The following is a 14,697-nucleotide window of genomic DNA, read 5'->3' on the forward strand; positions in this document are numbered from 1 at the left end:
GCGAGAAACAGATAGACGGAATCTTTATGTATTTTTTTAAAATAAATAGAATTATTTTATCTAGTAAAAGATGACGATCTTCTATATATAGGAAGACTTATTAAAAATCGATCTTCTCGATAAAAAGTCGTGTTCCATGGTTAGGTATCAAAACTATTGCGAGTGCTTTAAAAAATCTAAGCTAAAAAAAGCCAAAGCAGGCTAACCATCTGCTTTGACTTTCCTTTTTATACGGCCACTGCTTTCTCATTTTTCAAATGCTGCAGCTTCTTTTTATAATATGCAACTTCATCTTCAGAAGAATAAATGAAGTGACCAGGTGCGATTTCACGCAAATTTCTTGCTTTGCCGTCGTGAGGTTCGGTTTGATATTTTATTCGACGTCGTTGACGCTCATGATCAGGATCTGGCATCGGGATGGCTGATAACAGGCTTTCAGTATATGGATGCACCCCAAAATGATAAATCTCATCACTGCTTCCAACTTCTAATAGATGGCCGTTATTCATGACTCCAATACGATCACTAATATGTTTGACCATTGAAAGATCATGGGCGATAAACAAGTATGTCAAGTTGTGTTCCTTTTGCAAATCCTGTAGTAAGTTCACGACCTGAGCTTGGATCGAAACGTCTAAGGCAGAGATAGGTTCGTCACAAATGATGAAGCGCGGACGAACAGCTAACGCGCGGGCAATCCCAATTCGCTGACGCTGACCGCCAGAAAATTCGTGGGGATAGCGTGTGCCGTGACTGGGATTCAAGCCGACTGTTTCTAATAAATCATTGACTATTTTATCTCGTTCCTTCGGCGTTTTCGCTAAATTATTGACGTCAATTCCTTCAGCAATGATATCTTTAACCTTCATCCGTGGATTCAACGACGCGTATGGATCTTGGAAAATCATTTGTACATCGCGGCGAAAGGCGGTCAAATCCGCTTTCCCATGAATTTTCGTTACGTCTTTCCCATCAAATAGAATTTCACCATCCGTTTGTTGATTCAAACGAATAATTGTTCGTCCCGTGGTAGATTTCCCACTACCAGACTCACCTACTAATCCAAAGGTCTCCCCTTCATTAATATAAAAGCTTACATCATTAACGGCACGAACTTCATTTTTGCTGCCGGTATTAAAATACTGTTTTAAATTATTTACTTCTAATAATCGCTTTTCCATCCTAATCCTCCATTTTCTCGCTAAAAATTAAGCGGAATATTGGTTTTGCTTTTTGCGAAAAATATCCCAACGCCGTTGAATCTCGACTGGAGGAGTCACTGCTGGTGCTTGCGGAGCCAATAACCAAGTTGCAGCCTTATGCGTCTCTGAAAGCTCAAAGAACGGCGGCTCCATTTCTGCATCAATCTTCAACGCGAACTCATTACGCGGGTAAAAGGCATCGCCCGTTGGCGGGTCCAATAAATCTGGAGGAGAACCCGGAATAGCATACAAACGGTCACTTTCGCTTTCTAGTGTTGGCATGGACCCAAGCAATCCCCATGTGTAAGGATGTTGCGGATTATAGAAAATCTCTTCCGCTGTACCAACCTCCACAATCTTCCCTGCATACATGACAGCTACTCGGTCGGCAACGTTGGCAACTACACCCAGATCATGGGTAATAAAAATAATTGAGGTTTCGATTTTTTCTTGAATTTCTTTTAGCAGCTCTAAAATCTGTGCCTGAATCGTTACATCAAGGGCTGTTGTCGGTTCGTCGGCAATCAGGATTTCAGGATTACAGATTAAGGCAATGGCAATCACAATCCGTTGACGTTGTCCCCCAGAAAACTGATGGGGATAGTTTTTCAACCGTTTTTCTGCGTCTGGAATTCCAACTAAGTTCAATAAATCCAAAGCAGCTTTCAAGCTTTCATTTTTAGAAACATTCTTGTGCTTGCGTAAAGACTCTGCCACTTGCTTACCAATTGTCATGGTAGGATCTAGGGATGTCATAGGATCCTGAAAGATCATTGCGATCTCACGTCCGCGAATTTTCTGCATTTCTTTTTCAGATTTATCAACAATGTCTTGCCCTTTAAATAAAATATGCCCCTCATCAATGTTGGCGTTACTTGAAAGCAAGCGCATGATCGTACGGGTAGTAACGGATTTTCCGCTGCCGGATTCTCCTACGATCGCTAAGGTCTCCCCTTTATTCAACTCAAAATCCACTCCACGAATCGCACGGACCTTTCCGGCGTACGTATCGAATGAAATATTCAAATTCTTCACTTCTAAAATTTTTTCCATAGATTGTCACTCTTTCATTTTCGGATCGAATGCGTCACGTAGACCATCGGCTAACAGATTGAAACAGATCATGATCAGCGAAATAGTAACCGCTGGAATCCATAACAAGTATGGCAAATACAGGAATGTTTTATAGCCATCATTTAACAACGTTCCTAGTGAAGCGGCTGGCGGTGTTAACCCTAGACCAATAAAGCTTAGGAAGGCTTCAAAGAAAATAGCTGTTGGAATGCTGAACATCATTTGAATAATAATCACGCTGGAGATATTCGGAATGATGTGCTTGAAAGCAATCTTCCATTTCGACTCGCCCAGGGTCATCCCCGCTAGAACGTATTCTTGATCCTTCAGCTTGAGGGTCTGGGCACGAACGATTCGGGCCATGGGTATCCAGTTCGTAATAGCCATCGCTGCTACAATTGAAAAAATCCCCGGTTCAAAAACAACCAGCATTAAAATCATGACTACTAGATTGGGGATTCCAGAAAGAATCTCCAAGAAACGCTGCATCGCATTATCGACTTTTCCACCTAGCATTCCAGAAATCAAACCATAGGCAACACCGATCGTGATATCGAATAAAGCTGCGATAAAAGCGATCAATAATGAAATTCTTGTTCCCATAAATAAACGACTCAACACATCGCGTCCCAAACCATCCGTTCCCAACAGATAATTCACGTTATTAGGAACATCTGCTTGTGCATATTTATCAACCAATTCACCAGCCACCATTGTTTTTCCATTTAGGCCGTCAATGTTCAAACCAGGAACTCGAGGCGGTAAATTAATATAATCAACATTTTGTTTGCTTGGGTCTTGTGGCGAAACAAAGATCGTCACAATGGAGACGACAATAATTATAGCCAGTAGGATCATTGAAATGACTGCCGCCTTATTTTTCTTTAAGCGACGCCAAGAGTCTTGTAGAAAATTCAACGAAGGTGTCGCAATTTCTTCGCGTTCCTTTTCGGTATTTTTTTGTAAGGGTTGAAATTCATCAGCGGGAATATCAACGATTGAAGGATATTTCATTTCCATTAGCTCTTACTCCCTTCTGATAGACGAATACGCGGATCAACTAAACCATAAAGAAGATCGACGACCAGAATAACAAAGACTAGCATAAACGAGTAAAGAATCGTTACAGCCATGATCGTTGGATAATCATTGGTCATAATTGATTTTACAAATTGCTCTCCGATACCAGGTATAGCGAAAATATTCTCGACCACTAACGATCCTGTCATTAACGCAACAGCTAATGGTCCTAATAATGTCATCAAGGGGATCAAACTATTTCTCAATCCGTGTCTGAAGGCAATTTCCCATCTACTCAATCCTTTAGCTCGTGCAAGCTCCACATAATCACTATGAAGAACCTCTACCATTTCTGTTCGAATAAAGCGAGCGGAATCAGCTAAAGGCGACATCGCTAATGCCAATGTCGGTAATATGGTGTAAGCAAACCCTTCCCATTTTGCGATCGGCAAGATACGTAATTTCATAGCAAAAATGTATTGTAGCAAAACGGCAAAAACAAAGTTGGGAATCGAGCGACCTAAAATCGCGACTAAAGTAGATGCCGTATCTGCCCATGAGTTTTGTTTCATCGCGGAAATCGTTCCTAAGATGATCCCGACAAAAGTACCAAATACGATTGCCTGCAACCCTAATTGCAAGGAAGGTCCGATGCGCCCTGCTAATAAAGCAGCAACGGCTTGATTTTTGAATTGGAAAGAAATACCAAAGTTTCCTTGTACTAGGTTGGATAGATAAATTCCGTACTGCACGATAACGGGTTTGTCTAGCCCCACCTGCTTATTCAGCATCGCAATCGTTTCAGGACTCAATCGTTCTTGATTGGTATAAGGTGTCCCTGGTAATAATTGCATCAAGAAAAATGTGATGGTGGCAATCAACCATAAAGTAATCAACATGAAAAAGACACGCTTTAAAAAATATTTCAAATAACTGCCCATGAGGTGCCTCCTAATTCATTTTAATGTATTCATTTTTTACAAAAAATGAGTTTTATTTTCATCACGTATATCATTCCACTAATCTGCTAAAGCAGGAAGGGGAACTGACATCCTAATTCATTTTTTAGCAAAAACGAGCGTTGTTTTTAGCTCGTATATCATTCTGTTCTATTTCAGAAAAAGCTTTTAATGATTCGTTCTTAAATTTTGACTTCTACTTTTGTTTTGGTTTAGAGTAGGAAGAACGTATGAATCATATTTATTAAAAGAGTGTTACTCATCAATTATTGGAGTGTATGTATGAAAAATAAATTATTTCCCATTGGAATCGGCAGCGGCTTGATTGTGCTTATTGTGATCTACTCGCTTATTCAAGGGTCGCTTTCTTTATTGATTCTATCTAACCGATTTTTTTTAACTGGATTGCCTTTTTTGATCGTTGGCATCCTGCTTTGGATTTTTTCTTCAGGCTTCTTCGATCATTTTCAGCATTCGATGCATCAAGCGTTTGGCAGAAAACAAAAGAAAAAATCAGAATTTCAGCCTCTCTCCCATGTTGGACAGGGACGATATTCTTTTTGGTTGATCATTGCAGCCATTTTGATCGGTTCTTCAATCATTTGTGCATTGCTGACAATGATTTAAAAGGAAGTTGGAACGAGGTTCGTTCCAACTTCTTTTTTTGTCTAATTATTCCTCTACATAAGTCCATTTGTAGTCCCAAGAAGCGCCAGCTGGATGGTGAACAATTCCTTTGACCTTCTCGTTAACTAAATGTGCTTCGGATAATTGATAAAGCGGTGCGACACCAGATTCTTTAGAGATGATCTCATTGGCTTTTTGTAAATCATCCCAACGAGCTTCCTCATCGCTAGCATCTTTATTCCCTGAATCTTCAACTGCCTTGTCGTATTCCTCATTGCTCCAGCGACCGCGGTTATATGAGTTTCCTGTTACGAACAAGTCAGTAAAGCTTGATGGGTCCGCATAGTCTGCACCCCAGCCGCCTAGTAAAACATCAAAGTCCCCAGCATTTGAACGATCCAAACGAACTGAAAATGGTACAGGGGTTGGTTTCACTGTGATTCCTGGTAGTGTTTCTTCCAAGGCACTTTGCATATATTCAATGACTTTCTTAGAGGAATCAGTATCTGAAGCCATTAATTCAAACGATAGCTTGTCAATCTTCAATTCCTTCTTCGCTTTGTCCCAATACTCTTTCGCCTTTTCCTTATCGTAAGGAGCTAAATTGCCTGCTTCTTTGGCAAAATCCTCATCTGTTTTCGGATTTTTTGACATACCTGATGGGACTAACCCCGTCGAAACGACTGATCCATCTCCTAAAACTTGGTTGACTAAGGATTTCCGGTTGATCGCGTAAGAGATTGCTTTACGTAAGTTCTCGTTTCTAAATGGTGAATCTTCTTTTCGTTGATTGTATTCAAGATAGCTGGTACGAGCTTCTTTGAAGGATTTGTATGCTGGATCATTCGCATTTTGTTGTGCCAACTCACCAGATAGGATCACATCGTCTGCTTCGCCATCTTTGAATAAATTCAAGGATGTAGAAGATTCTTTTACTACATTGACTTTTACTTTAGATAATTTCACTTCGTCTTTATCCCAGTAAGTATCATTTTTCTTATATTCCCACTCAGTATCTGTTCCGGGACCATCAAAGCCTTCTAATGTGAAAGGTCCATTGTATACAGATTTATCACTCTTAGTGGCATACTCTTTTCCATTTGCTTCTACCACTTTTTGATTTTGTGGAAAGAAGGATGGAAATGCCAATAGGTAATCAAAATACGGTGTAGGCTTGGCCAACTTGATTTCTAACTCATGATCATTCACTGCTTTGATTCCTAGTTCTTCAGGAGCTTTTTTACCGGCAGAAATATCCGCCGCATTTTCCACTGGTTCGAAAAGATACGCGTATTCTGAGGCTGTCTCTGGTTTGACTGTACGTTGCCATCCAAAGACATAATCTTTAGCTGTTACAGGATCACCGTTTGACCATTTTGCATCTTCTCTTAACTTCACTGTATAGGTCTTACCATCGTCGCTAACCTTAACTTTTTCACTAGCACCTGCTGGCTGCGGTTTATTGTCCTTATCCAAACGATAGATACCTTCATAAACATTATTAAGTGCAGTAAAACTAATTGTATCTGTCGCTACAGATAAGTCGGCTGTCGGCATTTCCTGTTGAACCACTAAATTGAATGTGCCGTTGTCTTTTGCTTTTGCGCTTGACCTGCTCTCATCAGTTGAAGCACTGCTGCCGCCATAACACCCCGCCAAAGCGAGCCCGCAAACCGCGATAATACCGTAAGCTAATTTGTTCCTCATATCTTTTTCCCCTTTTGATTCAATTTTCAGAATAATTATGAAGTTCTGAATATGTCGAGTAGTTTAATCATTTGTTTTTAATAAATCAACACATATGCTCTAATAATCTTTTTACTTTTTTGAAAAAAACCTAAGAAAACTTGTGAATCCAACAATTTCCCTATTAAAATTTTTTTATTCTAATAAAAACACCTTAAATATTTGTTCAAAGCCCGTTTTTCTCACATATTCATGGTAGAAACTAGCAGTTGTTCGTGCTAGTTAAAAACTGCTCAAAGTTTTCCCTTTTAGAATTTCATCAAATGAATTTTTAATCCCTTATCTATTTATTAAAAATATTTCTCATCTTTTTTTCATAATCGTATTGACTTTTCTTTTCTTTTTTTATACGATGTATACAACAATTTTTAAAAAATTCTGACAATAAACGGGTGGTTGCCATGATGAAATCAAATAGGTCTTTCAACGCAACTTTATTATTATAGCTGGGACTTTCTGAAAAATATTTCATAAAGTCCCTATTCGCATTGCATCGGAGAAGAAAATGGTTCTTTTCCGATGGAGTGCTTTTTTTATACCCGTTTTTGAATGAAGGAGGAGTAAAAATGAGAAAGATTCAATTTTTTGACACCACATTAAGAGATGGTGAACAAACACCAGGAGTAAATTTTAATACGAAAGAAAAAATTCAAATCGCGCTTCAATTAGAAAAATGGGGGGTTGATGTCATCGAGGCGGGATTTCCCATCGCCTCCCCCGGCGACTTTGAAGCAGTACAAAATATCGCCCGTCAAGTAAAGACGATGACTGTGACCGGATTGGCACGTTGTCAGAAAAAAGATATCGATAGAGCCTATGAAGCATTAAAAGACGCGGTCGATCCTCAAATTCACGTTTTCTTAGCTACAAGTGACGTTCACATGCAATACAAGCTGAAAATGTCGAGAGAAGAAGTTCTTTCTTCTATTAAAGAGCACGTCAGCTATGCACGAAGCTTGTTTAAGAAAGTACAGTTTTCTCCGGAAGATGCTTCGAGAACAGAAAAAGGCTTCCTATTAGAAGCGGTACAAACCGCTATTGATGCTGGCGCTACGATCATCAATGTACCGGATACCGTTGGCTATTCAAATCCCACGGAATATGGCGCGATCTTTAAATCATTGATTGAAAATATCCACAGCGATCAAGAAATCACCTTCTCCTCTCATTGTCACGATGATCTGGGTATGGCGACGGCAAATGCGCTGGCAGCGATCGAAAATGGGGCAAATCGTGTGGAGGGTGCCATCAATGGCATCGGTGAGCGAGCAGGCAATACCGCATTAGAAGAGGTCGCTTTGGCGTTAGCCATTCGTAAAGACTTCTATCAATGCGAGTCCTCTATTGTATTAAATGAAACAAAACGAACCAGCGAATTGGTTTCACGCCTTTCAGGCATTCCAGTTCCAAAAAATAAAGCGATTATTGGTGACAATGCCTACGCTCATGAATCAGGCATCCATCAAGACGGCGTATTGAAGAATCCCGAAACCTACGAAATTATTACCCCGACTCTTGTCGGCGTGAATCAAAATTCTCTGCCGCTTGGAAAATTATCAGGGCGCCATGCATTCAATGCGAAGCTGGAGGAGCTGGGTTATGAATTAAATGATGCCGACAGCAAAGAGGCCTTCAAACGATTCAAAGCCTTAGCCGATAAGAAAAAGCAAATTACTGACAAAGATTTGATCGCACTGCTTGCGGATCAATATAGAGAAGAAACGGAGAAATACAAGCTGACAGACGTTCAGGTTCAATACAGCTCAAATGGTTATCAAGGCGCTATCGTCTCAATCATCGATGAAGAGGATGAAGTAAAAGTTGCCTCTCAAATTGGCTCAGGCAGCATTCAGGCGATTTATAACACCATCGATGAACTGTTTCAGCAAGATCCTGAGTTGACGGACTATGAGATTCAGGCGTTGACCGGCGGTGAGGATGCTCAGGCTGAAGTTCGCGTGACCCTTTTGGATAGAGAAACGAAAGAGGAGTTTCGCGGCATTGGTGTCGATTTCGATGTGCTGCACGCATCAGCAAAAGCTTACGTACAAGCGAGCAATCACTTAAAACAAAGAAACTAACCCAATTATTGATTCACTAGTCAATTAGAAATGAGATATGGATAGGAGCAGACACATGAATAAAAAAATTGTTGTATTAGCCGGTGACGGCATCGGGCCAGAGATTATGGAAAGCGGCTTAAAGGTTTTAAACGCTGTAGAGAAAACATGCAGCAGCACATTCCAACTAGAAAAATTTCCTTTTGGAGGGGCTGGAATTGATGAAGCCGGTGCTTCACTCCCTGAAGAGACATTAGCTGCTTGTCAGGGAGCCGATGCGATCCTATTAGGTGCCATCGGTGGGCCAAAATGGGAGAAAATGACGGACACGCCAGAAAAAGGCTTGCTTGCACTTAGAAAATCATTGAATCTATTTGCGAATATTCGCCCTGTTTCCGTCTCTTCCGCCCTACGACACCTTTCTCCTTTAAAACCGGAGATTATTGAAGGAACCGATCTGATTATCGTAAGAGAGCTAAGCAGCGGCATCTACTTTGGCGAACCGCGGGAGTTAAATGAAACAATGGCCTTCGACACTGCTCGATATCACAAAAATGAGATTGAACGGATTCTCCACGCTGCATTCAAAATTGCTCAAGGTCGCAGTAAAAAAGTGACCTCCGTTGATAAGGCGAATGTTTTAGCTTCTAGTAAACTATGGCGAGCAACCGCTGAAGAAGTAGCGAAAGATTATCCAGACTGTCAGTTAGAACATCAATATGTGGATTCTGCGGCAATGAAGCTGATTCAAAATCCCAAGGCTTTTGATGTGATCGTCACTGAGAATCTCTTCGGTGATATTTTGAGCGACGAGGCTTCTGTTCTACCAGGTTCGCTAGGAGTGCTTCCAAGTGCGAGCCATAGTGATGGTGGGCCATCTCTTTATGAACCTATTCACGGCTCGGCTCCAGACATTGCAGGAAAAGGAATCGCAAACCCGATCTCAATGATCTTATCCGTAGCAATGATGTTACGCCAGTCCTTCCAAGAAGAGCAGGCCGCTCAGGCAATTGAAGCGGCGTGTGACACAGTCTTATCAAAGGGACTTTTCACACACGACCTAGGTGGTCAAGCTTCTACGGATGAATTTACCGATGCCGTCCTTCAGGAACTAACAGTATAGCCCTTTATATAGAAGAAAAAAGCTAAGAGTTCTCTGACTAACTAATTATTAACGAATAAGGAGCGGAAAATATGGGAAAAACACTATTTGACAAACTATGGGATCGCCACGTCGTCCACGGCGAAGAAGGCGCCCCGCAATTGCTTTATATTGATTTGCATTTGATCCATGAGGTGACATCTCCACAGGCCTTTGCGGGAATTCGTGAAGCGGGGCGAACACTGCGCCATCCTGAGCGGACCTTTGCTACGATGGATCATAATACACCGACGGTCGATATCTATAACTTTACTGACCTAGTCGCAAAAAAACAGATTGATACACTTAGACAGAACTGCGAAGAATTTGGCGTTCAGCTTTGTGATAACGGAAGTGATCGCCAAGGGATCGTCCACATGGTCGGTCCAGAAACCGGATTGACTCAGCCTGGCAAGACCATTGTCTGCGGTGATTCACACACAGCGACACATGGAGCTTTTGGAGCGCTGTCTTTCGGTATCGGTACGAGTGAAGTCGAACACGTCTTCGCCACTCAGACCTTGTGGCAAAATAAACCGAAAAATATGGGCATAAAGATTACTGGGCAGTTGCCGAAGGGCGTTTATGCGAAGGATATCATTTTGGCCCTCATTGCTAAGTACGGGACAGACTTTGGTGTCGGCTACGGAGCGGAATTCTATGGGGAAGCCATCCAAAGTCTATCAATGGAAGAACGTATGACCATCTGTAACATGGCTATCGAAGGCGGGGCAAAAATTGGCTTGATTGCTCCTGATGACAAAACCTTTGATTATGTAGCTGGTCGTGAATATGCACCGAAGGATATGGCTGCTGCTGTCCAAGACTGGAAAGAATTGTACACAGATGACGATGCCGCCTACGATAAAGAATTGACACTAGATGTCAGCGAATTAGTCCCTTTCGTAACGTGGGGAACGAATCCTGAAATGGGGGTGCCTTTTGATGGCACCTTCCCTGAGATTACCTCACCGGATCTACAAAAAGCTTATGACTATATGGATTTGAAGCCAGGGCAAACCCCTGCAGATATCCCAGTCGGATATGTCTTTATTGGGTCATGCACAAATGGTCGGCTCTCAGATCTTAAGGAAGCCGCAAAAATAGTACAGGGCAAAAAAGTGCATGATAGTGTTACTGCTATCGTGGTCCCTGGCTCACGCCCTGTTCGTAAAGCCGCCGAAGAAATCGGACTGGACAAAATTTTCAAAGAGGCAGGCTTTGAGTGGCGCGAACCTGGCTGTTCGATGTGTCTCGGTATGAATCCAGACCGCGTACCAGCCGGGGTACACTGTGCTTCAACATCCAATCGAAATTTCCAAGGCCGGCAAGGAAAAGATGCCCGCACACATCTTTGCAGTCCTGTCATGGCTGCACTAGCCGCCATTCATGGAAACTTTGTTGATAGCCGTAAGGAGGTCATCTAATGGAAAAATTTACGATCTATACTGGAAAAACGGTTCCCTTGATGAACGATAATATTGATACCGATCAAATCATTCCAAAGGGCTTTTTGAAGCAAGTTGATAAGTCCGGCTTCGGGAAACATCTCTTTGATGAGTGGCGCTTTTTAGAAGACGGCTCACCCAATCCCGAATTCATTTTGAATACACCTGAACGAAAAGAAGCGACGATCTTGATTTCAGGAGAAAACTTCGGCTCAGGTTCTTCGCGGGAGCATGCGGCTTGGGCAATTCAGGATTACGGCTTCAAAGCAGTCATTGCCGGAAGCTACAGCGACATCTTTTATATGAATGCCTTGAAGAATGGGCTATTGCCGATCCGACTGGATCAAGAGGTAAGAGAGATTTTGAGCCAACTGCCTGCCGATCAGTCGATCACTATCGATTTGCCAAAACAAGAAGTCCAAACGCCAGAGGCTAATTATGCCTTCCAGATCGATCCAACATGGAAAGATAAATTGATTAAAGGACTGGATGATATCAGCATCACCCTTCAACATGAAGATGAGATTGAGAAATACGAGAAGCAGATGCCAACGTACGAATAAATAATCCAGTCTTTAGCCTATTCTCGTCTGAAATGTTTATACTGGCATTCGCTTAAAAAAAATCGCGTAAAACTTTCACTTTGGAAAGTTTTACGCGATTTTCTTTTATTTAATTCACAACCTGTTCTTGTACATATTGCGCATAAAGCGGATGAGAGGCAATCAACTCAGCGTGAGTCCCGTGACCAGTCACCTGGCCTTTTTCGATAAAGTAGATATGATCAGCATCCACAATCGTTGATAGCCGGTGAGCGATCACCAAGGTTGTCCGACCTTCCATCAACTGATCCAAGGCTCGTTGAACCTTTTCTTCCGATTGTGAGTCCAAGCTGGCTGTCGCTTCATCCAGCATCAGGATTTTAGGGTCCCGTAAGAAGGCTCGAGCAATAGCGATCCGTTGTTTTTGTCCACCGGATAATTTCACTCCACGTTCGCCTAATTCTGTCTCCAACTGCTCTGGGAACTCACGAACAAATTGATCGGCATAAGCCAATTCCAGACCATGCCATAACTCTTCTTCGGTAAGTGTTCGATCGAGTCCATACTGCAAATTCTCACGAATGCTTCCTGCAAACACCGCGCTGTCTTGAGAAACATAGCCAATCTGTGAACGCCAATTGGTTAAGTTAAGCTGTTCGATCGCTTCATCGCCAATTTTTACTGTTCCTTCTGTTGGTTGATAGAAACGTTCCAACAAGGCAAAGATCGTAGATTTCCCTCCCCCGCTCGGTCCAGCAAAAGCAATCACTGTATTTGGTTTCGCTTCAAAGGAAACCTTTTTCAAAATGGGACGATCCGTTACATAATGGAAGGAAAGATTTTCTGCCTTGATCGTTTTACCTGAAACATCCACCGTTTTGCCTGTTTCAATAGGCTCTAGATCCGTTTTTAGTATTTGTTCAATCCGTTCAGTCGCTCCCATTGCTTTTTGCACTTGAGAAAAGAACATCGCGAAGCTGGCAGCCGGCATCATAATGTTAAACAGATACAACAAGAAAGCAACCAATTGTCCGCTTGTTAACGTTCCAGCCTGAACACGAACCGCTCCATACCCTAGGATACCAACGAATAAGCCCAACATAACGGTCGTGATGATTGGCTGCAGCATCGCCTCGACCTTTGCATCCTTGATTCCTAAGCTAAAGATCTTATTGATAAAGGAGCCGCCACTAGTCTTCTCAAACTTTTCTCCGTTACTCGCTTTGATTAAACGAATCTCAGAAAGCTTTTCGCTAGCTTCGGCATTAAAATCAGCCGTCGCGGCTTGAAGTTGACGTCCTAAGCGCGACATAATTCGTCCAATCGGCATCATGATCAACGCCATGATCGGAACCGCTAAAAACATCATCGCCGCCATTTTCCAATCCATTACAAACAAGATGATCATTGATCCAACTAGCTGGATCGCTCCAGTAATGAAGTTCGGAAATTGCGTCGCGACTAAATCCTTTATTACTGTTGTATCATTTACTAGTCGGGAACTGCTTTCTCCAGATTTATGATCATCATAATAACCGACAGGCATTTGCAGCAGATGACTCCATAATTTCTCCCGCAGCGTTTTAACAGCACTTTCCCCGACATAACGCAACAGAAAACTCCCGATCGCGCCAAAGGCCAGCTGTGCGACAAAAGCCAAAACTAATACGATCAGCATTGTTTTATCAATCTTTGCAAGCTTGCTTGTATCAATCAAGCCCTTTGTTAACTGCGGTACGATTAAGCTAGCCCCGCTTGTTAACAAACTTAGAAATAAACCAATAGCAAACAGTGCTTTTTTAGGATTGACACTCAAGATCAATCGTAAAAAATCCTTCAATTTGTAATTACTCTTTTTTCCACCTTCAATAGTTTCATCAGGTGCCATACTCATATCCCGATCCATCGTTTGTTCCTCCTGCTTCATAGCAGCTTTCCGCCTACTTTTTTTAGAAATCTTCCCATTCAGTATCTTTCTCGTCTTTTTCTTTAGCTCCTTCATTAAAGCAGTCTCGATTTCCCCAAAAATCCCGACGAAAATCATGCTTGAAGTCGCGAGAAAACTCTCTTGAAGCATTGCGCATCTCTCGTTGCATTTGATTCCGCATCCGATGCTGTTCTTCTCGCGAAAGCTGCTGCCAATCCTCTTGCCAATTTTCAGCAAATTGATCCCGCATCGCTTGCATCTGACGCAGACGATCCATTGGGTCAACAAACCGTCCAGCCTGTTTCTGAAACTCTTCTTGCCAGCCAGCAGAAATTTTTTGCAGATACTCACTGAAGTGTTCCTGTTCTTTCTCTGATAAGCCTACAAAGAACGCTTCGCTCCTATCTTCATCGGCATGACTCACCTTCTGAGCCTTTTGCTTTCCTTTTTCCGTTAAAAAGACGCGTTTGATCCGTTTGTCATGCTCGGCTTCTTCACGTATGACATCACCGTTTTTTTCCATTTTCTTCATTAATTCTGCCAGTGAGCTGGGACGAATATCTAGAATCTCAGCCAATTGACTTTGTATCAATCCATCTTCCTTAGCCAAAATCGCCAAAACACGTTGCTGACCAGTTAGTTTCTGCCTTTTACTCATAAAGGCATTACTGGCAGAACTGATAAAGCGTAATTGACGCATCAAATCCTTCGTAAACTCACTCATGACAAAAATCCCCCTACCTTATTTATAGTAGCTACTGTCTTCTCTTCAATAAAGTTCGGTACCGAACTTTATTTCGATTGCTATTATAGTTCGGTACCGAACTATTGTCAACAACTTTGCTATTTTTTTCTTTCAAAAAAAAGAAAAGTGACCAAAAGGTTGATTTCATCAACTTTTAATCACCCTTTACTGTTAAAAAAAGACCCGATGATCATCATCGAGTCCAA

At 41.9% G+C, this 14,697-nt stretch carries 12 protein-coding genes; 5 read left to right on the forward strand and 7 right to left on the reverse strand.

Annotation, left to right across the window (positions count from 1 at the left end; translation table 11 throughout):
• Positions 1-227: 227 nt before the first annotated feature.
• From J9537_RS10905 to opp3b, 4 genes are read right to left on the reverse strand one after another with little or no spacing between them, the layout of a single operon-like run.
• Positions 228-1,181: an ABC transporter ATP-binding protein gene (locus J9537_RS10905; RefSeq protein WP_028021286.1), complete on the reverse strand. Its 954-nt coding sequence runs from the start codon at positions 1,179-1,181 to the stop codon at positions 228-230.
• A gap of 27 nt (positions 1,182-1,208) precedes the next feature.
• Positions 1,209-2,255, reverse strand: a complete 1,047-nt coding sequence (locus J9537_RS10910) for an ABC transporter ATP-binding protein (protein WP_028021285.1) — start codon at positions 2,253-2,255, stop codon at positions 1,209-1,211.
• A 6-nt stretch (positions 2,256-2,261) separates the two neighbouring features.
• The gene (opp3C, locus tag J9537_RS10915; protein ID WP_010745748.1) at positions 2,262-3,296 is read right to left on the reverse strand and encodes an oligopeptide ABC transporter permease; all 1,035 of its coding nucleotides are present in this window, start codon (positions 3,294-3,296) and stop codon (positions 2,262-2,264) included.
• A complete protein-coding gene (opp3b, locus tag J9537_RS10920; protein ID WP_010745747.1) occupies positions 3,296-4,237 on the reverse strand; it encodes an oligopeptide ABC transporter permease in 942 nt (313 codons plus the stop codon). The genes opp3C and opp3b overlap by 1 nt, the downstream gene beginning before the upstream one ends.
• Before the next feature lie 300 nt (positions 4,238-4,537).
• On the opposite strand from opp3b, the gene J9537_RS10925 reads away from it, so the two are divergent.
• Positions 4,538-4,882: a DUF3899 domain-containing protein gene (locus J9537_RS10925; RefSeq protein WP_010745746.1), complete on the forward strand. Its 345-nt coding sequence runs from the start codon at positions 4,538-4,540 to the stop codon at positions 4,880-4,882.
• Positions 4,883-4,927: 45 nt separating this feature from the next.
• Here J9537_RS10925 and J9537_RS10930 read toward each other — a convergent pair whose 3' ends face one another.
• Complete coding sequence (locus J9537_RS10930; protein WP_028021283.1) at positions 4,928-6,589, reverse strand: peptide ABC transporter substrate-binding protein; 1,662 nt, start codon at positions 6,587-6,589, stop codon at positions 4,928-4,930.
• Between the two features lie 605 nt (positions 6,590-7,194).
• On the opposite strand from J9537_RS10930, the gene J9537_RS10935 reads away from it, so the two are divergent.
• The 4 genes from J9537_RS10935 (at position 7,195) to leuD (ending at position 11,840) form a co-directional block, all read left to right on the forward strand.
• Positions 7,195-8,709 carry a 2-isopropylmalate synthase gene (locus tag J9537_RS10935; protein WP_060789422.1) on the forward strand — a complete coding sequence of 505 codons (1,515 nt, stop codon included), beginning with the start codon at positions 7,195-7,197 and terminating at the stop codon, positions 8,707-8,709.
• Between the two features lie 55 nt (positions 8,710-8,764).
• Complete coding sequence (leuB, locus tag J9537_RS10940) at positions 8,765-9,811, forward strand: 3-isopropylmalate dehydrogenase (protein WP_060789421.1); 1,047 nt, start codon at positions 8,765-8,767, stop codon at positions 9,809-9,811.
• 71 nt (positions 9,812-9,882) lie between these two features.
• Positions 9,883-11,256, forward strand: coding sequence for a 3-isopropylmalate dehydratase large subunit (gene leuC, locus J9537_RS10945; protein ID WP_060789420.1), 1,374 nt, complete (start codon positions 9,883-9,885; stop codon positions 11,254-11,256).
• Positions 11,256-11,840 carry a 3-isopropylmalate dehydratase small subunit gene (leuD, locus tag J9537_RS10950; protein WP_060789419.1) on the forward strand — a complete coding sequence of 195 codons (585 nt, stop codon included), beginning with the start codon at positions 11,256-11,258 and terminating at the stop codon, positions 11,838-11,840. The genes leuC and leuD overlap by 1 nt, the downstream gene beginning before the upstream one ends.
• Before the next feature lie 109 nt (positions 11,841-11,949).
• Here leuD and J9537_RS10955 read toward each other — a convergent pair whose 3' ends face one another.
• Together J9537_RS10955 and J9537_RS10960 are read right to left on the reverse strand one after the other, a co-directional pair.
• Positions 11,950-13,725 carry an ABC transporter ATP-binding protein gene (locus tag J9537_RS10955; protein ID WP_060789418.1) on the reverse strand — a complete coding sequence of 592 codons (1,776 nt, stop codon included), beginning with the start codon at positions 13,723-13,725 and terminating at the stop codon, positions 11,950-11,952.
• A 43-nt stretch (positions 13,726-13,768) separates the two neighbouring features.
• Positions 13,769-14,470 (reverse strand): MarR family winged helix-turn-helix transcriptional regulator, encoded by a 702-nt coding sequence (locus tag J9537_RS10960; protein ID WP_060789417.1) that lies wholly within the window; start codon positions 14,468-14,470, stop codon positions 13,769-13,771.
• Positions 14,471-14,697: the final 227 nt, after the last annotated feature.

The organism is Enterococcus raffinosus, assembly GCF_019175485.1.
Lineage (GTDB): Bacteria > Bacillota > Bacilli > Lactobacillales > Enterococcaceae > Enterococcus_A > Enterococcus_A raffinosus.